This is a genomic window from Armatimonadota bacterium (assembly GCA_031432545.1).
Taxonomy (GTDB): domain Bacteria; phylum Sysuimicrobiota; class Sysuimicrobiia; order Sysuimicrobiales; family Sysuimicrobiaceae; genus Caldifonticola; species Caldifonticola tengchongensis.
Map to the genome: position 1 here is coordinate 16,103 of JAVKGX010000001.1, position 23,049 is coordinate 39,151.

Sequence of the window (23,049 nt, forward strand, 5' to 3'; positions counted from 1 at the left end):
AGGGACATCGGGTGGCGGAAGGCAGTTCGCTTCGGACCCCTGCGGCGCAGGGCTCCTCGGCCGGGGCGCCCCGGCTGCGCAACGTCGGGATCCCTCTGCTCCTGTTCGCCGTCGCCGCCGCCGTCCACATCGGATCGAATCCGCGTCCGCCGGGCTGGTACAAGCACTACGTGTACCAGGCCGTCGCCTTCGGCCAGGGCCGGCTGGACGTCCGAGGCGTCCCCGACTTCTACCAGGACCTGTCGCCGTTTGAGGGCAGGGTCTATCTGCCCTTTCCACCGGCCCCGGCACTGGTCTTGATGCCGGCCGTCGCGTTGTGGGCAGAGGCGACCGACCAAACACGGGTGGCCCAGCTGCTGGGCGCGGTCAACGTCGCGCTGATGTGGGCGCTGCTCGTGCGCCTGGGTTTCCCCGCACCGGTGGCGCTGTTCGGAGCAGTGCTGTTGGGCTTCGGAACCGTGCACTGGTCGGCCGCGACGATCGGAACCACGTGGTTCTTCGCTCATGTCTGCGCCGTCTTCTTCGTGCTGCTGGCGTGGCTGGAGATCGAAGGCCGGGGCCGGGGCTGGCTGGCGGGGGTGTGGTTCGCGCTCGCATGGCTGTCGCGCGTGCCGGTCCTCCTCGCGCTCCCGGCGGCTGCGTGGAGGTTGCGGCGGCTGGGAGACGATCGCGTGTGGTGGTTCGCGGCGGCTAACCTCGCCGGCCTGATCTTGTTCTTCCTCTACAATGCTGCGCGGTTCGGCGACCCGCTGGAGACAGGGATCTCGATGCACACCCACGCCGCCCACTTCACCGAACCCCTCCGGCAGGGCATCCTCAGCGTCGCCCACCTGGGGCGCAACCTGCACACCATGTGGCTGCGCGGGTTCGAGGTGATCGGCAGTGCGCCGTTCTTGCGCCCCTCTGCCGAGGGGCTTTCGGTCTTTCTCACCACACCCGCCCTCGTGCGCGTGTTCGCCCCGCTCACCCCCTACCGCTCCTGCCATCGGATCCTCGTGGCGGCCATCGCGCTCGTGATGCTGCCTTCGCTATTCTGGTTCTCGACGGGGTGGGTGCAGTGGGGTTACCGTTACAGCCTCGACTGGATGCCGCTCGCTGTGGTGCTCCTGGCGCTGTGCCTGCGCCCGGCGCCCACGGGCCTGGACTGGGCGTTGCTGGGTTTGAGCGTGGCGAGCAACGCCCTGGGCGCGTACTGGATCCGTGTGCTGGGCTGGTAGGACCGTTCACGGCTCCTTTACGTTGCTCAGATGTACTACCCCAAGCAGGGCGACACCCATGGGCGGCGCGAATGCCGTCCCGCGGCCGGTCGCCGACCGGATGACCGATGCGCACCATCGTGTTCGTCGCCGCGCTCGCTGTCGCGGCCGGGCTCGCCGCCCCGACCGCGGAGACGGCGGCACCGTCTCCGAGCCCGCTGCCGCCGGGATTCGAGCGGTTCGTCGTCGATCCGTCCGCGTCGACGGTATCCTATCGGGTCGACGAGACCTTCCTGGGCGACAACCGGTTCAACACCGCCGTCGGAACCACCAACGAGGTGCACGGCGATATCGTCGTGAACCGGCAGAACCCGCGCGCCAGTCGCGTCGGGCGCATCACGGTCGACATCAGCGCGCTGCGGTCCGACAGCACGCGGCGGGACAACGCGATCCGCAACCGCTGGTTGGAGTCGGCACGCTACCCGCTCGCCGAGTTCCTGACCACCGAGATCCGGGGCCTGCCGCAGACTTACCGCGAGGGGGAAGCACTGAAGGTCGCCGTCGTCGGAAACCTAAAGATCCGCGACGTCATCCGGCAGACCACATTCGATGCGACACTGACGCTGAGCGGAGCCACGCTCACGGCGGTGGCGACGACCGAGATCCGCATGACGGACTTCGGCTTCGAGCCGCCCTCGATTCTGGGATTCGTGCGCGCGCAGAACGAGGCGAAGCTGGAGTTGCGGTTGACGGCCAGGCGGGCGCCGCGCTGAGCGGTCGTCCGGTGGGTGGCAACGATGATGCCACGGCGGCTACTAGATTGGTCAGTCCGCAGCGGCGCACTGTCTGCCGTCGCGGTGGCCCTGCTGGCTGCGGCGGCGGTCGCCCAGCTGGCGGCCGACCCGCAGGCGATCTACGATCGGGTCGCTCCCTCGATCGCGACCCTCCAAGTCGGCGCGGAAGGACGGAGCGCCACCGGTACCGCGTTCGCATTCAACGCCTCCGGTCAGCTCCTGACCGCGGCGCACGTAGTACGGGGCGCGGAACGGATCCGAGTCGAGTTCGCAGACGGGTCCTCCGCGGAGGCACACTTGGTCGGATACGACGCGCGGCGTGACCTCGCGGTCATCCGCGCGGACTCGACGCCGCTCCCCTTGCCGCTGATCGGAGCGGAGGCTTTGAAGGTGGGCGATCCCGTCTTCGTCGTCGGTTCGCCGCGCGGGCGGCCCCTCACTGTCAGCGCCGGTCAGGTGCTCGCCAACGGCACGACGCTGGCCGGCTTGGTGCCGGGAATCATGATCCGCAACAGCGCGCCGATCCAGCCGGGCCACTCCGGTAGTCCGCTGCTGGACGGGCAGGGGCGGGCGGTCGGCGTCGTCGTGGCCATCTCGACCCGGCCCGGCGAGGAAGGCGGACTCGCGGTGTCCGGCTCGGTCGTGCGCGAGACGCTGCCGGCCCTGCTCGCCGGGGTGCGGCGCGAGCGGGCGTGGCTGGGCATCGTGGCGATCGCGCTCGATGCGTCACTGGCTCGACAGCGGAATCTGCCGGTGGACCGCGGGATGCTGGTGGTGGAGGTGCAGCCCGGGAGCCCAGCCGAACAGGCGGGCTTGCGCGGCGACCGAAAGGATGGTCCCGTGGGCGACGTCATCGTGGCGCTGGACGGGTATCCGGTCGCCACCTGGGAGGACGTGATGCGCGTTCTCGGCGCGCGCGAACCCGGACAGCGGATGCAGGTCGAGATCGTGCGCGAATCCCGGCAAGTGACGGTCGAGGTCACGCTGGGCGCAAGACCCTAGGGCCCGGTTGGGTTGCTGCGGAGGTAGCGTGCGTTTCCTGTGGCCGGCCTTGCTGTGGGGACTCCTGCTGGTGCCCGCCCTCGCAGTCGGCTACGCGGCGTGGGTCCGACGGTCAGCTCCGCGCGCGCTGGCGCACCCGCACGCCGCCGCGATCGCGGTCTTGGTACGTGGGTCCTGGCGGCGCCACGCGGCGGCCGTACTGTACCTGGTGGCGGTCGCATCCGTGCTGCTGGCCGCTGCCCGTCCTACCTTCCCGCTCCCGGTGGCGGCGGACGGGCGTGCGATCATGTTGAGCATCGACGTCAGCGGCAGCATGCGGTCACAGGACGTGGAGCCGAACCGTCTGGAGGCCGCCAAGAGCGCGGCGAAGGCGTTCGTCGCGGCGCTGCCCAACTCGGTACGCGTGGGGCTCGTGGCGTTCGGAGGCTACGCGCAGCTGATCCGGCCGCCGACCACCGACCGGCTGGCGCTCAACCAGGCGATCGACGATCTGGGGTTCGTGCGGCGGACGGCGATCGGGGAGGGGCTGATGGAGGCCGTCGCGGCGCTGCCGGGTCCCGTCCGCCCGAGCGTCGACGGCGTCCTGCCCGACCGGCCGGCCGGGCGGCTCGCACCGGGCATCGTCGTGTTGCTGTCCGACGGGCGCAACAACGCAGGGATGGATCCCCTGCAGGCAGCCGAGTGGGCCAGACAGCAGGCAGTCACGGTCTACACCGTCGGCGTGGGACAACCGGTGACCCCCAACAACGTCTGGACGCTGGGCGGATCGCTCGACGAGACGACGCTGCAGGAGATCGCACGGCGGACCGGTGGCGCGTACCACCACGCCTCGACCGCGTCGCGGCTGCACCAGGTCTATCGCACGCTGGCGCGGCAGGTCGGCTGGGAGCGGCGGCCGGTCGAGGTCTCGGGAATCGTGGCGTTGGTCGCCGCCGCGGCATTGCTGGCGGCGATCGCCGCCTCGACGTTCACGCACCCGGCGCAAGCAAGCGGCTGGCAGACCGGCGACCGTCCAGCGGAGCGCGCCGCAGAGAGCAGGTAGAGCCGGACAGGAAGCAGACGGACGCCGTCGGGCAGCTGGACACCGGCGGCCAACAGGAGGACGACTATGAACGAAGATCGCATCACCGACATGGGTCGCTACGTCCTCGAGGAGTGGGCGGAGGACTACCGCAAGGGCCAGCTCGGCCGCCGCGAGTTCCTGCGGCGCGTCGTGCTGTTCGCCGGTTCGACCGCAACCGCGGTGCCGCTGCTGGGCAGGCTAGGCGTCGCGGCTTCGGCCGAGGAGGTGTCGGCGGCCACGGCGCAGGTACCGCCGCCTCAGGCCACTCAGGGCGTGACGGTGCCGCCCGACGACCCTGCGATCCAGGTCGGTATGGTGACCTTCGCTCACGACGGCACGAACGTGCGCGGCTACCTCGCCAGGCCCCGCAACCGCGATCGCGCCCCGGGCCTGGTCCTGTGCCACGAGAACCGGGGATTGGTCGAGCACACCCGGGACGTCGCCCGGCGGTTCGCCAAGGTGGGCTACGTCGCCCTCGCGGTGGATCTGGCCTCGCACGAGGGCGGTACGGACCGGTTCGGCGACCCCGCCGCGGTCACCGCGCTACTCGGACGCACACCGCCCGCGCAACTCGTGGGGATGCTCGACGGCGGTGTGCACCACCTGCGATCGCGCGACTTCGTGCACGCGGACCGGATCGGTGCGATCGGCTGGTGTTTCGGGGGAGGCATGACGTGGCGGCTCGTCACCGTCAACCGCGACATCCGCGCCGCGGTGCCCTATTATGGACCCAACCCGCCACTGGAAGACGTGCCGCGGATCCACGCCGCGGTGCTGGGAATCTACGCGGAGCAGGACCAGCGGATCAACGCCGGAATCCCGGCCCTGCGCGAGGCGCTGCAGCGAGCCAATGTCACGCACGAGATCGTGATCTTCCCCGGCGTGGATCACGCGTTCTTCAACGACACCGGTGCGCGGTACAACGCGGCGGTCGCCCGCCAGGCCTGGGAACGGACGCTGGCCTGGTTGCAGCGATACCTCGGCGCGTGAGGGGGATCCTAACTGTGGGGGACGCGAGGAGGCGGTCGATTGCGTAAGTCCTCGTGGGTGGTCGCCGCGGTGATGGTGGTGGGCTTGCTGGGCTGGCGCGGCATCGAGGCGGTCCGACCGCGCCCAGACGCACCGGCGCGCGCCGCCGGCGCGGTCCGCCAGCCGATGACCGTACAGGTCGCGCCGGCCGCGCGCCACAACCTGGCCCGGTGGGCGTCGTACTCCGGCGAGGTGCGGGCGCATTCGACGGTCGACGTCTTCCCGCGGATCTCCGGGGTCGTCGCGGAAGTGCGGGTGCGCGAAGGGGACCTGGTGGCCGCCGGGCAGGTGGTGGCACGCCTGGATCCCCGCGAGTTCCGCTTCCAGGCCGAGCAGGCACGCGCTGCAGTGAACACGCAGCGCGTGCAGGTCGAACAGGCCCGCGCCGCCGTCCGGACGCAGCGGCTGCAGGTCGAGCAGGCCCGCGCCGGCCTCGCCACGCAGCGCGCCCGCCTGGCCCAGCTGCTCGCAGGGCCGGCACCCGAGCAGATTCGACAGGCCGAAGAACAGGTGCGCCAGGCAAAGGCCGCCGTCGAGTTCAGTGCCGCACAGCTGCGGCGCACCGAAGAGCTGTTCGAGCAGGGATTCGTCGCCCGCCAGGCGGTCGATTCGGCCCGGATGGACTACGAGGTGCAGCAGGCGCGGTTGCGGGCGGCCGAAGCGCAACTCAATCTCTTGCGCCAGGGACCGCGGGCCGAGGAGGTGGAGGTCGCCCGGGGGCAGCTGCGCCAGGCGGAAGTCGCGTTCCAACAGGCCCAAAGCCAGGCGGCCCAAGCCGAGGTCGCCTTGCGCCAGGCCGAAAGCGTCCTCGCCCAGTCCGAGGTCTCCCTCCGTCAGGCCGAGACCCTGCTCGCCGAAAGCGCAGTGCGCGCGCCCGCGGAGGGGGTCGTCGCCCGCCGCGCGGTCGACCCCGGCGACACCGTGACGCCGTCGACCCTGCTGATGCAGGTGGTGGACATCGATCCGGTGGAGATCGCAGCACCGGTCAGTGAGCGCGATCTGGGCCGCGTAGCTGTCGGCATGCCAGCTGCGGTTCGGGTGGACGCGCTGCCAGACAGGATGTTCGCCGGACGGCTCGCGCGGGTAGGCCCGGTCCTGGCCACCGAGACCCGCACCGCGGAGATCCGGGTGGAAGTCGCCAACCCCGATGCGTCGTTGCGCCCAGGCATGGCCGCCCGGGTCGAGCTCGTCTTGGAGCAGCGCCTTGGCGTGATCGCGGTGCCGATCGAGGCCGTGGTGGAACGCGAAGGACGGCGCGTCGTATTCGTCGTCACAGACGGGCTGGCACAGGCGCGCCAGGTGGAGACCGGTCTAACGGACGGCATGCGGATTGAGATCGTGCGGGGTCTGCGTCCGGGCGAAAACGTTGTGGTCACGGGCCAGGAGACGCTGCGCGACGGCACCCAGGTCCTCGTGGCGGGGCCGGGGACATCTCCGCGGGGTCCCCGACGCGTCCCGACGCGCCCAGGAGGGGACCGACCGTGAGCCCGCCGGCACTGGCGGTCGCGCGTCCGATCGGAACGTGCATCCTGTTCAGCGTGGTCGTGCTCTTGGGCCTGACCGCGCTGGCAGGCCTGCCGATCGATCTGCTCCCAGAGGTGTCGCTGCCCAGGCTGTCGGTGTCCACGCAGTATCCGGGTGCCGGCCCCGAGGAAGTGGAGAACCTGGTCTCGCGGGTCATCGAGGAAGCCGCCAGCACGGTCCCCGGGGCGCAGGAAGTGATCTCGACGTCCAGCCAGGGTGCGTCCAGCGTGGTCGTGCTGTTCCCCAACGGCACCGACCTGAACGCGGCGGCCGACGACCTGCGTGCCGCTGTGGAACGGGCGCGCCGACGCCTGCCCGACGGCGCGTCGCCGCCGATCGTCTTCAAGTTCGACCCCTCGCAGCAACCGATCATGCAGATGGGGCTGATCGCGCGCGAAGGGTCCAACCTGGACAGCGCGGAGTTGCGACGCCTGGCCGATGAGCAGGTCCTGTTCCGGCTGGAGCGGGTGCCCGGCGTCGCGCTGGCCGAGGTCCGCGGCGGCCGGCGCCGGCATATCCAGGTGGCGCTCGACCGCGATCGGATGCAGGCGTTGCGGATCTCCGAGCGCGACGTCGCCACCGCGCTGGCCGCCGCCAACATCGCCGCACCGGCCGGCGAGGTCCTGGAGGGGACGCGGCAACTCGGTCTGCGCGTCCTCAGCCGTTACCGCGACCTCGATCAGATCCGCAACACCGTCGTCGCGTACCGCGGCGGGGCACCGATCCACGTGCGGGACGTCGCCGAGGTGGCGGCTGGGCAAGAGGAGGACACGGGTCGCATCCGCATCAACGGCGTGCCCGGCGTCTTGCTGCAAGTCCAACGACAGCCCGGTCGGAACACCGTGGCCGTCTCCGACGGCGTGCTGCGGCAGGTGGAGCAACTCAACGCCACCCTGCCGGGTGCGCGGATCGTCGTGGTCGCCGACAACGCGCGGTTCATCCGCAGCGCGCTCGCGTCGGTGCGCAACGCGCTGCTGCTGGGGACCATCTTCGCCGTCGCCGTGCTGCTGTTCTTCCTGCGCGACGTGCGCAGCGTGCTGGTCATCGGTACGGCGATCCCGATCTCGATTCTGGCCGCCTGCGCGCTGATGTTCTTCTCGGGATACACCCTCAACCTGATGACGATGGGCGCGCTGGCGCTGGGCGTCGGGATGCTCGTGGACACCTCGATCGTCGTCTTGGAGAACATCTACCGACACCGCGAAGCGGGCTGCGCAGGGCCCGAAGCCGCGGTGCGCGGCGCACGCGAAGTGGCCTCGGCCGTCACCGCATCGACGCTGACGACCATCGTCGTGTTCCTGCCCGTGATCTTTTTGCGCGGCGGCGCCGTCGTCACGCAGATGTTCTTCCAGTTCTCGATGGTCGTCATCTTCGCGCTGCTGTGCTCCTTGGCGGTCTCGCTCACCCTGACGCCGGTGCTGGCCTCGTGGCTGCCGGCCCTGCACGCGGCGCGGTCGGACAGCACCCGCAGCGGCCGCCTGGTGACCGCGTACCGGTCGTTGCTGGACTGGGCCCTGCGGCACCGGGCGGCGGTGTTCGCGGCAGCGCTGGCGGTCTTTCTGATCGGCCTGGGTGCCTCTCGGCTGGTGGGCAGCGAGATCCTCCCAGCCTCCGACGAGGGCGAGATCTTCGTCAGTGCGGTCCTGCCCGTCGGCACACGGCTCGATCTCACCGAGCAGACGCTGCGCGGTCTGGAGCAGGCGGCGCGCGAGGCCGCACCCGAGATCGTCGACTCCACGCTGGCGGTCGGGTCGGCCGGATTCGGGACGGGAACGCACCGCGGATCGCTGCGGTTGCGGCTGCTCCCCAAGGGTGAGCGGTCCCGAACGACCGAACAGATCGCGTCGGTGCTGCGTCAGCGCCTGCGGGTCCCGGGAGGCCGGGTGATGGTGCGGGCGAGCGCGGGCGCACTGGGGATCCTGCGGTTCGGCAGCAGCGCCGACCCCATCAGCGTGGACATCCGCGGCTTCGATCTGGATGCGGGCATGCGGCTGGCCGAACAAGTGCGCGACGCGCTGGAGCAAGTTCCCGGCGTCACTGATGCCAGCGTCGCCCGGGAGGAGCGCATCCCCGAGATGGCCGTGCGCGTGGACGTCGAGCGCGCAGCGGCGTTCGGGCTCACGCCCCAGCAGGTGGGCGACGTCCTCAGCGCAGCGGTGGCCGGGCGGACCGCCACGATCCTCCGGGAAGGGGGGCGCGAGATGGACGTCGTCGTCCGGCTCCGTGAGGACGATCGGCGCACCGCGGCCGACCTCCTGTCGGTTCCGATCACCGCCACGGGTGGGCGCCAGATCCTGCTGGGCCAGGTCGCGGAGGTCGTGCGCGGAGTTGCGCCCGCCCAGATCTTCCGCCGGGGCCGCGAACGGGTCATCACGGTGAGCGCAGGGCTGAGCGGGCGCGACTTCGGCAGCGCGATGGAGGAAGTGCGTGCGCGGATCGCTCAGATTTCCCTGCCGCCCGGGTTCGCCATCGCGTTCGGCGAGCAGTACGAGGAACAACAGCGCGCCAACCGCCAGCTCCTGCTGGGATTCGGCGTGGCGGTTCTGCTCGTGTACGCGGTGATGGCGATCCAGTTCGAGCGGCTGGTGCAGCCGTTGCTGATCATGGGCGCGGTGCCGTTCGCGGTCGCGGGATCGTTGTTGATGCTGTGGCTGACCCAGACGACGCTGAACGTCCAGTCGTGGATCGGGATCATCGTGCTGGCCGGGATCGTCGTCAACAACGCGATCGTGCTCGTCGACTTCATCCTCTCCAAGCACCGCGGCGAGGGCACGCCGCCGCGGCAGGCCGCGGTGGAGGCGTCGGCGGCGCGCCTGCGGCCGGTCCTGATGACGACGCTGACGACGGTGCTGGCCCTCGTGCCGGTGGCGATCGGCCTGGGCGAGGGCGCGGAACTGCAGGCCCCGCTCGCCCGCAGCGTGATCGGCGGCATGCTGCTGTCGGCGCTGGTGACGCTGGTGTTCATCCCCACGCTGTACGTCGCAGTCGAGGAGCGGCGGGAACGCCGCCCGGCTCCCCAGCCCGCGTGGGCTCCGGTGGCGGGCGGAAGCGTCCCGATCGACGACGGGCGGTCTGCTCGGGCCGCCGGCAGCCCGACCACGGATCCCACCGGCGCCTCGGCGTCCGGCGACGCGTAGCGCGATCAGCCCCGGGAACACCTACTTGCTCCGTGGCCCGCCGACGCGTGCGCTCGAGGATCGGGGTCGTTGGATACGAGCGCACTCACCGACGCAGAAAACGATGGAGGCCGTACTTCCATGACGAGAATCGTCCTGTTCGGTGTTGCGGCCGCCTTGCTCGCGGCGCTGGGCGCTCCGGCGACCGCTCAGGAGGCGGCCACGTACACGCTGGCCCAGGCCGTGGCCGCCGCCGTCGAGCGCAACCCCCAGGTCCGGGCTGCAGAGCAGTCCGTGCGCGCGGCCGAGGCACGCGCGCAGGCACTGCGCGCGGCTCTGTTGCCGTCGGTGTCGCTGTCCGCCACGGGTGGCGTGAGCGGAGGGACGGGCGTCGTCAACACCTCGGGCCAGGTGGGCGCGGGTGTCAGCTACCTCGTCTACGACGGCGGTCTGCGCGAGGCGCAGATCCGTCAGGCCGAAGCGCAGGCGCAGGCCGCGCGCGAGAATCTGGCGGCGGTCCGGTCCGACGTCGCGCTCGCGGCCGTGCAGGCGTTCATCGGCGTGGTCGCCGCGGAGCGGTTCATCACCGTCCGCGAACAGGCCGTCGCCCAGGCCCGCGGACAGGTAGACGCGGCGCAGGCCGGGTTCCGCGCCGGCACGCTGCCGCAGTCGGACGTCTTGCGCGCGCTGTCGCAACTGGCCTCGGCCGAAGTCGAACTGATCGAGGCCCGGGCACTGGCCGATACGCGGCGGGTTGCGTTGCGCGCGGTGCTTGCTCTGGGCGCCGCTGCGCCGATTGCGGTCGTACCCCCCGAGCCCCCACCGGCGCTCGAGGTCTCCCAGCAAGAGGCGCTGCAGCGCGCCGGTGGGCGCCCCGAGGTCCGGCGGTCCGAGGCCGACGTCCGTGCTGCCGAGGCTTCCCTGGCCGCGGCCATGATCGCCGGCGGCATCACCGTCACGCTCGACGGTCGCTACGTGCTGGTCGCCACCGGCGGGAGCTCCGGGACGTGGTCGGTGGGCGCGGCGATCTCGCTGCCCGTGTACGACGGTGGCCGCAAGCAGGCCCAGGTCGAGGAAGCGCGCGCCGCCCTCGAGGCGGCGAGGGCACGGCTGGAGCAGATCCGGCTCCAGGTGCAGCAAGAAGCGGTGCAGGCGCATCTGGCGCTGCTCTCGGCAGTCGCTCGGGAGCAGGCATCGCAGCGGGCGCTCGCCGCGGCCCGCGAGGCACACCGGGTAGCCGAAGGGAGATACCGTGCCGGCGTGGGCACGATTCTAGAGGTAGCGACCGCGCGCACGGAACTCACCGCTGCCGAGGTGAGTGCACTGCAGGCGGCGGCGGATCGCTGGACAGTGCTGGCCGCCCTGCGGCGGGCGATGGCGATGCCCGTGCTGCCGTAGAGGCCGGGGAGTCTGACCGGCGGTCCGACGGAAGTGCGCGGCCCGCCGGCCCGTTGCAAAAGGCGGGGGTTTTGCCGACCAGGGGTTCACGAGGATCATGAAGCGAGTGCTGTGGCTGGTCACGGGTGTCATCGCGCTCGCGGGCATCGCCTACGTCTGGGGCCTGCAGCACAGGTCTGCCGAGCCGGCGGCGCGCTGGCGGACCGCGGTGGCGACACGCGGCGACCTCGTCGTCACGGTCGCGGGCTCCGGTTCGATCCGCCCCGTGTCCGAGGTGGAGGTGAAGTCGCGCGCCACCGGCGTGGTGCGCGAAGTGACGGTGAGCGAAGGAGACCGTGTCGTCCAGGGACAGATCCTGGTGCGCATCGACGACCCCGACGCGGTGGCTTCCGTCCGCAGCGCCCGTGCGAACCTCGAATCCGCCCGGGCGCGGCTGCGACAGGTCGAAGCCCAGCGGCGGGCCCAGTGGGCCCAGGACACGGCGCAGCTGCGTCAGGCGGAGGCCGCCGTGGCGGCCGCGCGTGCGCGGCTGCAACAACTGATGGCCGGGCCGCGTCCGGAGGAGATCGCGCAGGCCGAGCAAGCCGTGCGCGCGGCCGAAGCGGAGCTGGACCTGGCACGGCGGGATCACGAACGCGCCCAGGAACTGTACCGGCAGGGCTTCGTCGCGCGCCAGCAGCTCGACCAGGCCGAGGCCCGCCTGCGCGCGGCGCAGGCACAGCAGCGTTCGGCCGCCGAGCGGCTGAACCAGTTGCGCGCCGGCCCCACGCCGGCCCAGGTGGCGGAAGCCCGGGCGGCGGTGCGCCAGGCGGAAGCCAACCTCGAGCAGGCCAGGGCGTCGGCCCTCTCGGATCCTGTCCGCGCCGAGGAGATCGCCGCCGCACGGGCGCAGCTGGCGCTGGCCGAGAGCAACCTGCGCAACGCCGAAGAGCGCCTAGCCGAAACCTCCATCCGTGCGCCGGTTTCCGGTCTGGTCTCGCGGCGATCGGTGGAGATCGGACAGTCGGTCATCGGCAGTGCCGCCGGAGGCACTCCGGTGATGACGATCGCGGTGACCGAACCGGTCCTCGCGCGGATCATGGTGGACGAAACGGACATCCCGAGCGTCCGGCGCGGACTGCCGGTGGAGATCCGGGCTGACAGTCTGCCGGAGCGGACCTTCGCGGGGGAGGTCACGGCGATCTCGCCCAACGCACAAGTCGTGAACAACGTCGTCCAATACGAGGTCACGGTGCGCGTGGACGACCCGCAGCACAGTCTGCGGTTGGGGATGACGGTGCAGGCCGAGTTCGTCCTGCTGCGGCGTACGGACGTCCTGCTGGTCCCCCGCGAGGCGGTGCGGGGAGGCGGAGCCACCACGGTGCTCGTCGTCGACGGGGACAGACTCGTGCCCCGGCCCGTGAAGACCGGAGAGACCGATGGTCGCCGGGTGGAGATCACCGACGGACTGCGCGAAGGCGAGATCGTCTACCTGGGCGAGGCCCGGGTCACTGCGCCCGGGCAGCCCCAGCAGCGCAACCCGCTGCTCCCCCAGTTCCGACCGCGCCCCACGAGGGCACCCTGATCCGCAGGTCCCGTTCCATGACACCGCTGGTCGAACTCGACAACGTCACGAAGACCTACCGGATGGACGGCGTGGCGGTAGAGGCGCTGCGCGGGATCTCCCTGCGCATCGACGCAGGGGAGTTCGTCGCGATCATGGGACCGTCGGGCTCGGGCAAGTCCACCTGCATGAACATCATCGGGTTTTTGGACCGGCCGACATCGGGGTCGTACCGCTTCGAAGGACGGGACGTCTCGGCGCTGGGCGACACGGAACTCGCGAGGCTGCGCAACCGGCGGATGGGGTTCGTCTTCCAGTCGTTCAACCTGCTGCCGCGCACGACGGCGCTGGAGAACGTACAGCTGCCGCTCGTCTACGCCGGCGAGGGCGACCCGACGTACGCGATGCAGGCCTTGGCCTCTGTCGGGCTGGCCCACCGCGCCCGCCACCTCCCCACGCAGCTATCGGGTGGGGAGCAGCAGAGGGTCGCGATCGCCCGTGCCCTGGTCATGCGCCCGCCGGTGATCCTCGCCGACGAGCCGACCGGCAACCTGGATACGAAGACCAGCGCGGAGATCATGGCCATCCTGCACAGGCTCAACCTCGAAGGCATCACGGTGGTCCTGATCACGCACGAGCGCGAGGTCGCCTCCCACGCCCGGCGCATCGTGCACTTCCGCGACGGGCTGATCGAGCGCGACGAGCCCAACCGCCAGCGCCGGTCCCCCGAAGCTCCAGGAGGTGTGCTGTGACCCTGCGCGCCAGCGTCCGGATCGCGGTCCGCTCCCTGCTGGCAAACCCGCTGCGCTCGATGCTGACCGCGCTCGGTGTGATCATCGGTGTGGCCGCCGTCGTCACGACCATCGGCATCGGCACGGGTGCCCGCCACAGCGTGCAGGACCAGCTGACGCAGCTGGGCACGAACCTGCTCACGGTGATCCCGGGCCGTCAGACGGGCCCCGGAGGCATCGGCCAGGGCTTGGGGACGGTCCAGACGCTCACCGAGGCGGACGCCCGTGCCATCCTGGAGTCCCTCCCCGACGTCGAGGCCGTGACCGCGGAGTTCAGTCGAAGTGCGCAGGTCGTCGCAGGGTCTTACAACGACGTGACCACCGTGTCCGGGGTCACGGAGAGCTTTCCCGAGGTCCGCAACTGGCATCCCGTGGAGGGAACGTTCTTCGGGGAGACCGATCTGACATCGCGTGCGCGCGTGGCCGTCATCGGCAAGACCGTTCGCGACACGCTGTTCCCGGACGGCGAGGCCGTGGGGCAACAGATCCGGATCCAGCGGGTGGCGTTCACCGTGATCGGCGTCATGGAGAGCAAGGGCGCCACGGGTTTCGGGGATCGCGACGATGTCGTGTTCGTACCGCTGACGACCGCTCAGCGCAGGCTGTTCGGCGTGAACCACGTCCGCGCAATCTACGTCAAGGTGCGCGACGCCGGCCTGATGAACGAGGTGCAAGAACAGGTCGAAGCGCTGCTGTCGTCGCGCCGGCGGATTCCCGAGGGCGGCGAGCCGGACTTCGTCATCCGCAACCAGGCGGACCTCGTCCAGACCTTCCAGGGCGTGACGCAGACCATCACCACGTTGCTGAGTGCGATCGCCGCGGTCTCGCTGGTCGTCGGGGGGATCGGGATCATGAACATCATGCTGGTGTCGGTGACCGAACGCACCCGGGAGATCGGCATCCGCAAGGCCGTGGGCGCGACCCGGCGGGCCATCCTCGTGCAGTTCCTCGTCGAGGCCGTCACGCTGAGTGCGGTCGGAGGCGCGGTGGGCATCCTGCTGGCCGTCGCGGCGACGCGCGCCATCTCGGCGGTCGCCGGCTGGGTCACCATCATCACGCCCTGGGCCGTTGTGATGGCGTTCAGCTTCGCGGCGGCGGTAGGTGTCTTCTTCGGCCTGTACCCTGCTCAGCGGGCGGCGTCGCTGGACCCGATCGTCGCGCTGCGGTACGAGTGAGGAGGATTTCGGGTGAGGGGCTGATGCGTTCGCGCACACGGTTCCCCGCTCTCGTCGTCCTCGTGGCGACCTTGGCCCTGTCCGCCTGCGGTCCAGGCGACTCGGCCGTGCAAGCGCAACGACGCGCCGATCCGGCCGTGCTGGTGGCCGCCGCGATCGTGGCGTTGGAGCGCTCTGGAGAGCACAGGATCACACCTGAGCAGGCCCGCCAGCTGCTGCCGCTGTTCGAGGCGCTGCGCGATACGCGCCCCGAAGAGCGCGACGCGACCGAAGCCATCGCGCGGCAGATCCGGGAAGTCCTCACTCCCCAACAGCAGACCGCACTCCGCCGCATGCGCGAGGAGGCCGGTGGGGCACGTCGGCGCATGGGCCGCCCGACCGACGGCCGGGGGCAGCCCGACCCCGGCCGGCGCGCCGAGGCGCGGCGAGCCGCGCTGGACCGCGCGATCCGGATCCTGGAGGACAGGGCCCGGTGAAGATCGCGGTGTACGGGGCGGGCGGGGTTGGCGGCTACTTCGGCGGACGGCTTGCGCTGGCCGGTGCCGACGTGCACCTGATCGCCCGCGGTGCGCACCTGGAGGCGCTTGGGCAGCGCGGGCTGCGCGTGCGCAGCCTCGCCGGCGACTTCGAGGTGCGCCTGCCGGCGACGGACGAACCCGAGCGGATCGGACCCTGCGACGCCGTCCTGTTCTGCGTCAAGTCCTACGACACCGAGGAGGCTGCTTCGCGGCTGCCGCCTCTGCTGCGCGAGGGGACGGCGGTCGTGTCCTTGCAAAACGGCGTGGACAACGAGGAGAAGATCGCACGCGCCGTCGGCTGGGAGCACGTGCTCGGCGGCGCGGCCTTCGTCTTCGCGACCATCGCGTCCCCAGGCGTGATCGCACATACCGCAGGGCCGGGGCGCATCGTGTTCGGTGAGATGGACGGTACGCGTAGCGAGCGCGCCACACGCCTCCTGGAAGCGTGTCGGCGGGCCGGCGTCGACGCGGAGCTGCACAGTGACATCCGCACGGTGCTGTGGGACAAGTTCGCGTTCATCTGCGCGCAGGCCGGCCTCACGGCGGCGGTGCGCCTGCCGATCGGCGAGATCCGGGGTGCGCCGGCGTCGTGGGCGATGTTCCGAAGGATCGTCGAGGAAGTCTGCGCCGTCGCCGCCGCGGAGGGCGTACCGCTTCCGCAAGACACGGCCGACCGACACCAGGAGTTCGCACAGCGCCTGGAGCCGGACTCGCTGTCGTCCCTGCACCACGACATGACCTCCGGGCGCCGCATGGAACTCGAGGCGCTTCACGGAACCGTGGTCCGGCTTGCACGCAAACACGGGATCGACGTGCCGATGTCGCAGGCCGTATACGCCATTCTCGAGCCGTGGGCGCGCCGCAACGCAGCCGGCGGTGCCTAGTCTGCGGCAGACCGACCGGAGGAGGCAGCCATGTCGTTGGACACGGTGAGAGCACAGATCGACTCCGACTTCGACGCGCACTTGGAGAGGGTGCGCCGGTTCGTGCGCCAGCCGAGCATCAGCGGTACGGGCGAAGGCATTGCGGAGATGGCCGAGATGGTGGCCTCGGAGATCTGGGCCCTGGGAGGGCACGCCCGAGTCGTGCCGACCGCCGGGCATCCGGTCGTGCACGGCCACATCGACGCGGGCGCCGCGCGGACGCTGCTGTTCTACGGCATGTACGATGTGCAGCCGGTGGCCGGCGAGGACTGGGTGGCGCCGCCGTTCGGCGCACAGATCGTGGACTTCCAGGACTTCGGGAAGTGCGTCGTCGGCAGGGGCATCAGCAACCAGAAGGGGCCGCTCGCGGCCTTCTTCAACACCCTGCACGCATTCCGCGACAGCGGCACCGCGCTGCCGGTGAACGTTAAGTTCGTCGTCGAGGGAGAAGAGGAGTTGGGCAGCCCTCACCTCCCCGACTTCGTGGAATCGCACAGAGATGCCCTGCGCGCCGACGGCTGCTTCTTCGCCTCATTCGGTCAGGACCCCCGCGGCATCCCCTACGTCTTTCTGGGCGTCAAGGGCATACTGTTCGTGGAACTGAGCGTCCGGGGAGGTGAATGGGGCGGTCCCACCCGCCGCATGATCCACGGGAGCAACGCCGCGTGGATCGCCAGTCCCCCGTGGCGGTTGGTCCACGTCCTCAAGACACTGGTCGACGACGAAGAGCGAATCCTCGTTGCGGGTTTCTACGACGACGTCCGGCCGCCGACGCCGAAGGACGAAGCCCTCCTGGAGCGACTGGCGGGGGTGTTCGACGAGGCCGTCGCGCTGAAGCAGAACGACGCACGCCGCTTCAAGCATCCCGGTTCAGGCGTCCAGCAGCTGCGCCACATGCTGTTCGACCCGACGCTGAACATCGACGGCATGGAAGCGGGCTACATGGGCCCGGGCACCAAGACGCTCCTTCCGCACGAAGCCAGGGTCCGGCTGGACGTGCGCATGGTCCCCGACATGGAACCACAGCGCGTCGTCGAATTGTTGCGAGGACACCTCGACCGTCTGGGTCTGGAGGGCCTAGACTTCACGGTCATGGACAGCTACCCATGGTCGCGGACCGATCCCGACGCCCCGGTCGCGCAGGCGCTGATGCGGGCGATCCGCGCGGAGGGATTGGAACCGTACGCGTGGCCGCGTACGGCCGGCTCGGCGCCCTTCTACCTGTTCACCCGCACGCTGGGGATCCCGACGGTCGCGGGTGGCTTGGGCCACGGCGGCAGGGCACACAGCCCCAACGAGTACGCCACCGTGGAAGGCATCCGCGCCCACGAGCGGTCGGTGGCGGCCTTTCTGTTCGAGTTCGCCTCAGACGCAGGCCCCACCGGCGGCTGACGTGGCGTGCTACACTCGGTACGGCGCCCCGGTCGTCTAGCCAGGCCCAGGACTCCGGTCTTTCAAGCCGGCAACACGGGTTCGAATCCCGTCCGGGGCACCACCCGCCACAACCCGCGCACCGGTGCCCGACCAGGGCCCTCAGCTTACGCAGCGGCCGCTCTTGACGACGCACCAGACGAGGTTCGTGCCGAACGCCGCCATCATCTCCCGGTAGTCCTCGCAGTCCAGCACCACCAGATCGGCGCGTTTGGCCACCTCGATGCTGCCCACGTCGTGCGCTCGCCCGATCGCGTGCGCCGCGTTGACCGTCGCCGCGGTGAGCGCCTCGGCAGGATGCATCTTCATGCCGCTGCACGCCAGCGCGCAGATCGCCTGCATGGACAACGTGGGGCTGCTGCCCGGATTGTGGTCGGTGCCCAGGGCGACGGCGGCGCCGGCCTCGATCAACCGGCGCGCGGGCGCGTAGCCCACGCCCAGAAAGAGGGCCGTCCCCGGCAGCAGGACTGCGATCGTGTCGGACGCCGCCAGGGCGCGGATGCCTACCTCGCCGACCCGCAGCAGGTGGTCGGCCGACACGGCCCCCTCCTCGACGGCGAGTCGGGCACCGCCTAGATCCGAGAACTCGTCGGCGTGGATCTTCGGCCGCAGGCCGTGCCGCCTGCCCGCCCTAAGGATGCGGCGCGACTGTTCGGCGCTGAACGCGCCGCGCTCGCAGAAGACGTCACAGAACTCGGCCAGTCCCTCGGCGGCGACCGCCGGGATCACCTGCTCGCAGACGAAGTCCACGTAGGCGTCGGCTTCGAATCCCGCTGGTACCGCGTGCGCGCCCAGAAACGTCGCCGCCAGATCCACCGGATGCGATTCGGCGAGATCGCGCACCACGCGCAGCGTGCGCAGTTCGGTGTCACGGTCCAGGCCGTAGCCGCTCTTGGCCTCCGCCGTGGTCGTGCCGTGCCGGAGCATGGCGTCCAGGCGCCTGTCCGCCAGCGCCCGCAGCGTCCGATCGGCGGCTTCGCGCGTGGCCCGGGTGGTGCTGAGGATCCCGCCGCCGCGGGCGGCGATCTCCTCGTAGCTCGCACCGGCCAGCCGCATCTCCCACTCGTCGGCGCGCGAGCCGGCCCACACCAGGTGCGTGTGGGGATCCACGAAGCCGGGCACCACGCAGCGTCCTGCGGCGTCCAGCTCAGTGCCGCCCGGCGCGAGCTTCAGTCGGTGGGCGTCGTCCGTCTGCCCGACCCACACGATCCGGCCGCCGCGCGCGGCGACAGCGCCGTCGCCGATCGTGCCGAGGCTGCGCAGCTCGGCGCCGCGCCGCGGCGCCGTCGTCCCCGCGAGGGTGTGCATCTGCCCCGCGTGCACGAGCAGGAAGTCGACTTCGTATGTCGATGCCACGCCCCCTACCCCACCCTTGGGCGCGCGTCGCGTGCGGGCTTGGCGAGCAGTGCCGTGCAGCGCACCGCCAGGTTGGCGGCCGCCACCGCCGTGATACCGGTCGGATCCACGAGCGGGTTGAGCTCGACGACGTCGCAGCCGACCACGGATGCGTTTGCGCCGAGGGCCTGCACGAGGGCGGTGACCTGCGCCACGGTCGGCCCTCCCGGCTCCGGGGAGGAGACGCCCGGTGCCTGACCCGGGTCGAGCACGTCCAGGTCGACCGTGACGTACCAGGCAAGGTCGAAGTCCAGTTGGTCGAGGACCCTCCGGGGATCGAACGCCGATGCGCTCAGCACGACGTTGCCGTGGCCGCGGGAGTCGGCCAGCACCCGCGCGGACGTCCGCAGGCCGCGGACGCCGACCGTCACCAGCCGCTGCACGTGCGGGAGTTCCCGCACGCGCCGCATCACCGTGCTGCTCGTGTGGCGGGCCTCCCCGACCTCGTCGGCGTAATCGAGATGGGCGTCCAGCTGCAGGATGCCGAGCGGCCCAGAATCGAGCGCACGGACCACCGGGAACGTGATGGAGTGATCTCCTCCGAGCACGAGTGGCCTGCCTCCCCCCTCTACGACGCCACGGACCGTGGCCGTCACGTTCTCGAACGTGCGCTCGACCTGCGTGGCCACCACGTCCACGTCGCCCAGATCGAAGACCGCGGCATCCTGGAGGAACGCCCGGTCGCACTCGATGTCGTAGTAGCCGTCCGCGATCGGATACCGCGAAGAGACCTGACGGATCGCTGCGGGGCCGAACCGCGCGCCGGGCCGATAGCCTACGCCCTGATCCCAGGGGACACCGATCACCGCGATCCCGCCGGCGAATTCCTCGAGGCTGCGGTGCGGGGCGCCGCAGAAGGTATGGATCCCGAAGTACGGGTAGGTGGACGGCAAGCTCACGCCTCCTCGCGGGGTTCCGACCCATGGCGGAGCATCGGGATGCGGACGCCGCGCTCGCGGGCGACCTCGATCGCGCGGTCGTAACCGGCATCGGCGTGGCGCACGACACCCGTGCCAGGGTCGGTGGTGAGCACGCGCTCCAGCTTGCGGGCACCCAGTGTAGTGCCATCGGCCACGATCACTTGACCCGCGTGGATCGAATACCCGATGCCCACCCCGCCCCCGTGGTGTACGGCGACCCAGGACGCACCCGCGCAGGCGTTCAACAGGGCGTTGAGGATCGGCCAGTCCGCCACCGCGTCCGACCCGTCGCGCATCCCCTCGGTCTCCCGGTTCGGCGACGCCACCGATCCGGCGTCCAGGTGGTCGCGACCGATCACGATCGGCGCTTGCAGCTCGCCGCGCCGAACCATCTCGTTGAACGCCAGTCCGGCCAGGTGGCGCTGCCCGTAACCGAGCCAGCAGATGCGCGCCGGCAGGCCCTGAAACGGAACCTTCTGCCCGGCGAGGACGATCCAGCGGCGCAGGGCCTCGTCGGCGGGGAACAGCTCGACGATGCGTCCGTCGGTCCTGCGGATGTCGTCGGGGTTGCCGGAAAGCGCCACCCAGCGGAACGGGCCCTTGCCCTCGCAGAACAGCGGTCGGATGTAGGCCTGTACGAACCCGGGATAGTCGAAGGCGTTGGCCACGCCCGCCTGTTGGGCGAACCCCCGCAGGTTGTTGCCGTAGTCGAAGGCGACCGCCCCGGCTTTCTGCAAGTCTAGGATCGCCTGACAGTGGCGGGCGATCGAGTGCAGCGACCTCCGGACGTAGCCGGCGGGATCACGCCGGCGCAACGTCTCGGCGTCTTCCAGGGGTATATCGTGAGGCACGTATCCCTTGAGCGGATCGTGCGCCGAGGTCTGATCGGTGACCACGTCCACGGCCACACCGCGCCGCACCACCTCCGGCAGCACCTCGGCCGCGTTGCCCAGCAGCGCGACCGACCGCGGCGCGCCCTCCGCCCGGTACGCCTCGACCCGGCGCAGCGCGTCGTCGAGATCGTCCGCGGTCTCGTCGACCCAGCCCCCCCGCAGGCGGCGCTGGATCCTCGCCGGATCGACCTCGACCACCAGCGCCGTCCCCTCGTTCATCGTGATCGCCATCGGCTGCGCCCCGCCCATCCCACCGAGGCCCGCGGTCAGGACGAGCCGGCCGCGCAGGCTGCCACCGAAGTGGGTCCGCGCCACCGCGGCGAAGGTCTCGTAGGTGCCCTGCAGGATGCCCTGCGTGCCGATGTAGATCCAAGAACCGGCGGTCATCTGCCCGAACATCATCAACCCGCGCCGTTCGAGCTCGTGGAAGTGTTCCCACGTCGCCCACTTCGGGACCAGCATCGAATTGCTGATCAATACCCGGGGCGCCCACTCGTGCGTGCGGAACACACCCACCGGCTTGCCGGACTGCACCAGCAGCGTCTCGTCGTCGGCCAGAGATCTCAAAGCGTCGACGATCGCGTGAAAGCAGTCCCAGTTGCGCGCGGCCTTGCCGGTCCCGCCGTAGACGATCAGCTCCTCGGGCCGCTCCGCGACGTCCGGATCCAGGTTGTTCATCAGCATGCGCATCGCCGCCTCCTGTGCCCAACCTCGACAGGTGAGCAGCGCACCGCGCGGCGCGCGGATGTCTGTCGGTCCCCTCATGGCCACCTCCGAAGTGGACCGGATCAGGGCTCAGGGGCCGGGGATGCGACGCCTTTGAGTAAGGCGCCGGAGCGCACCAGCGCCGCTGCCCGTTCGAACTCTTCGGTGAGCACGCGATCTTCCCCGAGCGGACGCACGGCCTCGCGGACGATCCGGTACGCGGCCGCAGTTCCCTCTCCGAGCCTTCCGGAACCCATCTCCACACCCTGGGCCGCCACGACGAGTTCAATCGCCAGCACCTGCTGGCAGTTGCGCAGGATCTGCGCCGCTTTGCGGGCGGCGTGTGCGCCCATGCTGACATGGTCTTCCTGGTTGGCTGACGTCGGAATGCTGTCGGCGCTGGCGGGATGGCTCAACACCTTGTTCTCGGAGACGAGCGAAGCGGCGGTGTACTGGGCCAGCATGTAACCCGAGTGCAGCCCGCTCTGCCGGGCCAAAAAGGGCGGCAGGCCGGACAGCTGCGGGTTCACCAGACGCTCGATCCGCCGCTCGCTGATCGACGCGAGTTCGGCGACGGCGATCCCGGCGTAGTCGAGTGCGAGCGCCAGCGGCTCGCCGTGGAAGTTGCCTCCGGACAGGATCTCGTCGTGGTCTGGGAACAGCAGCGGGTTGTCGGTGGCGCTGTTCATCTCGATGGTCAGGATCCGGCGCAGGTGCGCGAGCGCATCCCGCACGGCACCGTGGACCTGGGGCATGCATCGCAGCGAGTAGGCGTCCTGCACGCCGTCGTACTCCCTTCGGGCGACGCGCTCGCTGCCCATGAGCAGCGACCGGATCCGGGCGGCGCTGCGGATCTGGCCGGGGTGGGGCCGCGCGGCGTGCAGCAGCGGATGGAAGGCGCGTTCGGTGCCGCGCAGCGCCTCGAGCGTCAGGGCGCCTGCAACGTCGGCGACCTCGCACAGGCGCTCGGCATCGAGCAGGAACAGCGTCCCCAGCGCGGTCATCAGCTGCGTGCCGTTGATCAGCGCGATCCCCTCCTTGGCTTCGAGGACCAGCGGCTCGATCCTGGCCCGGCGCATCGCCTCCGCGCCGGACAAGCGCTCGCCGTCATGGATCGCCTCCCCCTCGCCGATGAGCACCAGCGCGAGGTGGGCGAGCGGTGCCAGATCGCCGCTGGCGCCCAGCGACCCCTGCTCGGGGACCACCGGATGCACCCCGCGCTCGAGCATCCCAAGCAGCGTGTCGATCACGACCGGACGCACACCGGAGTACCCTCCGGCGAGCGCGTTCGCCCGCAGCACGAGCATCGCCCGCACCACGTCCTCGCCCAGCGGGGTGCCGACCCCGGCCGCGTGGGACCTGAGGATGTTCCGCTGCAGCGCCTCGGCGTCCTCGATGGATATCGGAACGGTGCGCAGCGCGCCCACACCGGTGGAGATCGCATACACCGGGCGCCCTTCGCGCACCACCCGTTCGACCATCTCCCGGGCCCGCTGCAGGCGCACCCGGGCCTGGGCCGCCAGCCGCACCGGCTCCCCGCCGACGGCGGCTTCGACTTGCTCGGGCGTCAGGCTGTGGCCGTCGAGTTCGATCATCGGTCGGCGGTCGGTCGTCGGTGGTCGGTCGACGGCCG

At 70.8% G+C, this 23,049-nt stretch carries 18 protein-coding genes and 1 tRNA gene; 15 read left to right on the top strand and 4 right to left on the bottom strand.

Annotated features, from left to right (window positions below; translation table 11 throughout):
* Nucleotides 1–11: 11 nt before the first annotated feature.
* From QN163_00090 to QN163_00160, 15 genes are all read left to right on the top strand, one after another.
* Nucleotides 12–1,217 (top strand): hypothetical protein, encoded by a 1,206-nt coding sequence (locus QN163_00090; protein MDR5682417.1) that lies wholly within the window; start codon nt 12–14, stop codon nt 1,215–1,217.
* Nucleotides 1,218–1,324: 107 nt separating this feature from the next.
* Entirely contained in the window at nt 1,325–1,969 is a 645-nt protein-coding gene (locus QN163_00095; GenBank protein MDR5682418.1) for a YceI family protein, read from the top strand.
* Between the two features lie 24 nt (nt 1,970–1,993).
* Nucleotides 1,994–2,992 carry a trypsin-like peptidase domain-containing protein gene (locus tag QN163_00100; protein ID MDR5682419.1) on the top strand — a complete coding sequence of 333 codons (999 nt, stop codon included), beginning with the start codon at nt 1,994–1,996 and terminating at the stop codon, nt 2,990–2,992.
* Nucleotides 2,993–3,020: 28 nt separating this feature from the next.
* A complete protein-coding gene (locus tag QN163_00105; protein MDR5682420.1) occupies nt 3,021–4,034 on the top strand; it encodes a VWA domain-containing protein in 1,014 nt (337 codons plus the stop codon).
* Nucleotides 4,035–4,100: 66 nt separating this feature from the next.
* Complete coding sequence (locus QN163_00110) at nt 4,101–5,045, top strand: dienelactone hydrolase family protein (protein ID MDR5682421.1); 945 nt, start codon at nt 4,101–4,103, stop codon at nt 5,043–5,045.
* A gap of 39 nt (nt 5,046–5,084) precedes the next feature.
* Nucleotides 5,085–6,569, top strand: coding sequence for an efflux RND transporter periplasmic adaptor subunit (locus QN163_00115; GenBank protein ID MDR5682422.1), 1,485 nt, complete (start codon nt 5,085–5,087; stop codon nt 6,567–6,569).
* Nucleotides 6,566–9,745, top strand: coding sequence for an efflux RND transporter permease subunit (locus QN163_00120; protein MDR5682423.1), 3,180 nt, complete (start codon nt 6,566–6,568; stop codon nt 9,743–9,745). The genes QN163_00115 and QN163_00120 overlap by 4 nt, the downstream gene beginning before the upstream one ends.
* A gap of 120 nt (nt 9,746–9,865) precedes the next feature.
* Complete coding sequence (locus QN163_00125) at nt 9,866–11,122, top strand: TolC family protein (protein MDR5682424.1); 1,257 nt, start codon at nt 9,866–9,868, stop codon at nt 11,120–11,122.
* Between the two features lie 97 nt (nt 11,123–11,219).
* Nucleotides 11,220–12,686, top strand: a complete 1,467-nt coding sequence (locus QN163_00130; GenBank protein MDR5682425.1) for an efflux RND transporter periplasmic adaptor subunit — start codon at nt 11,220–11,222, stop codon at nt 12,684–12,686.
* Between the two features lie 17 nt (nt 12,687–12,703).
* The gene (locus QN163_00135; GenBank protein MDR5682426.1) at nt 12,704–13,417 is read left to right on the top strand and encodes an ABC transporter ATP-binding protein; all 714 of its coding nucleotides are present in this window, start codon (nt 12,704–12,706) and stop codon (nt 13,415–13,417) included.
* Entirely contained in the window at nt 13,414–14,631 is a 1,218-nt protein-coding gene (locus tag QN163_00140) for an ABC transporter permease (GenBank protein MDR5682427.1), read from the top strand. Before QN163_00135 ends, QN163_00140 begins: the two co-directional genes overlap by 4 nt.
* A 23-nt stretch (nt 14,632–14,654) precedes the next feature.
* A complete protein-coding gene (locus QN163_00145) occupies nt 14,655–15,107 on the top strand; it encodes a hypothetical protein (GenBank protein MDR5682428.1) in 453 nt (150 codons plus the stop codon).
* The gene (locus QN163_00150; GenBank protein ID MDR5682429.1) at nt 15,104–16,033 is read left to right on the top strand and encodes a 2-dehydropantoate 2-reductase; all 930 of its coding nucleotides are present in this window, start codon (nt 15,104–15,106) and stop codon (nt 16,031–16,033) included. The genes QN163_00145 and QN163_00150 overlap by 4 nt, the downstream gene beginning before the upstream one ends.
* A gap of 30 nt (nt 16,034–16,063) precedes the next feature.
* Complete coding sequence (locus QN163_00155; protein MDR5682430.1) at nt 16,064–17,464, top strand: M20/M25/M40 family metallo-hydrolase; 1,401 nt, start codon at nt 16,064–16,066, stop codon at nt 17,462–17,464.
* 25 nt (nt 17,465–17,489) lie between these two features.
* Nucleotides 17,490–17,567, top strand: a tRNA-Glu gene (locus QN163_00160).
* 38 nt (nt 17,568–17,605) lie between these two features.
* On the opposite strand, the gene hutI is transcribed toward QN163_00160, so the two are convergent.
* Genes hutI through hutH form a run of 4 tightly spaced genes read right to left on the bottom strand, consistent with a single transcriptional unit; the run spans nt 17,606 to nt 23,011 of the window.
* Complete coding sequence (gene hutI / locus QN163_00165) at nt 17,606–18,811, bottom strand: imidazolonepropionase (GenBank protein MDR5682431.1); 1,206 nt, start codon at nt 18,809–18,811, stop codon at nt 17,606–17,608.
* Between the two features lie 53 nt (nt 18,812–18,864).
* Nucleotides 18,865–19,791 (bottom strand): agmatinase, encoded by a 927-nt coding sequence (gene speB, locus QN163_00170; GenBank protein ID MDR5682432.1) that lies wholly within the window; start codon nt 19,789–19,791, stop codon nt 18,865–18,867.
* Nucleotides 19,792–19,793: 2 nt separating this feature from the next.
* Nucleotides 19,794–21,476 carry a urocanate hydratase gene (gene hutU / locus QN163_00175; GenBank protein ID MDR5682433.1) on the bottom strand — a complete coding sequence of 561 codons (1,683 nt, stop codon included), beginning with the start codon at nt 21,474–21,476 and terminating at the stop codon, nt 19,794–19,796.
* 23 nt (nt 21,477–21,499) lie between these two features.
* Nucleotides 21,500–23,011 carry a histidine ammonia-lyase gene (gene hutH / locus QN163_00180; protein MDR5682434.1) on the bottom strand — a complete coding sequence of 504 codons (1,512 nt, stop codon included), beginning with the start codon at nt 23,009–23,011 and terminating at the stop codon, nt 21,500–21,502.
* Nucleotides 23,012–23,049: the final 38 nt, after the last annotated feature.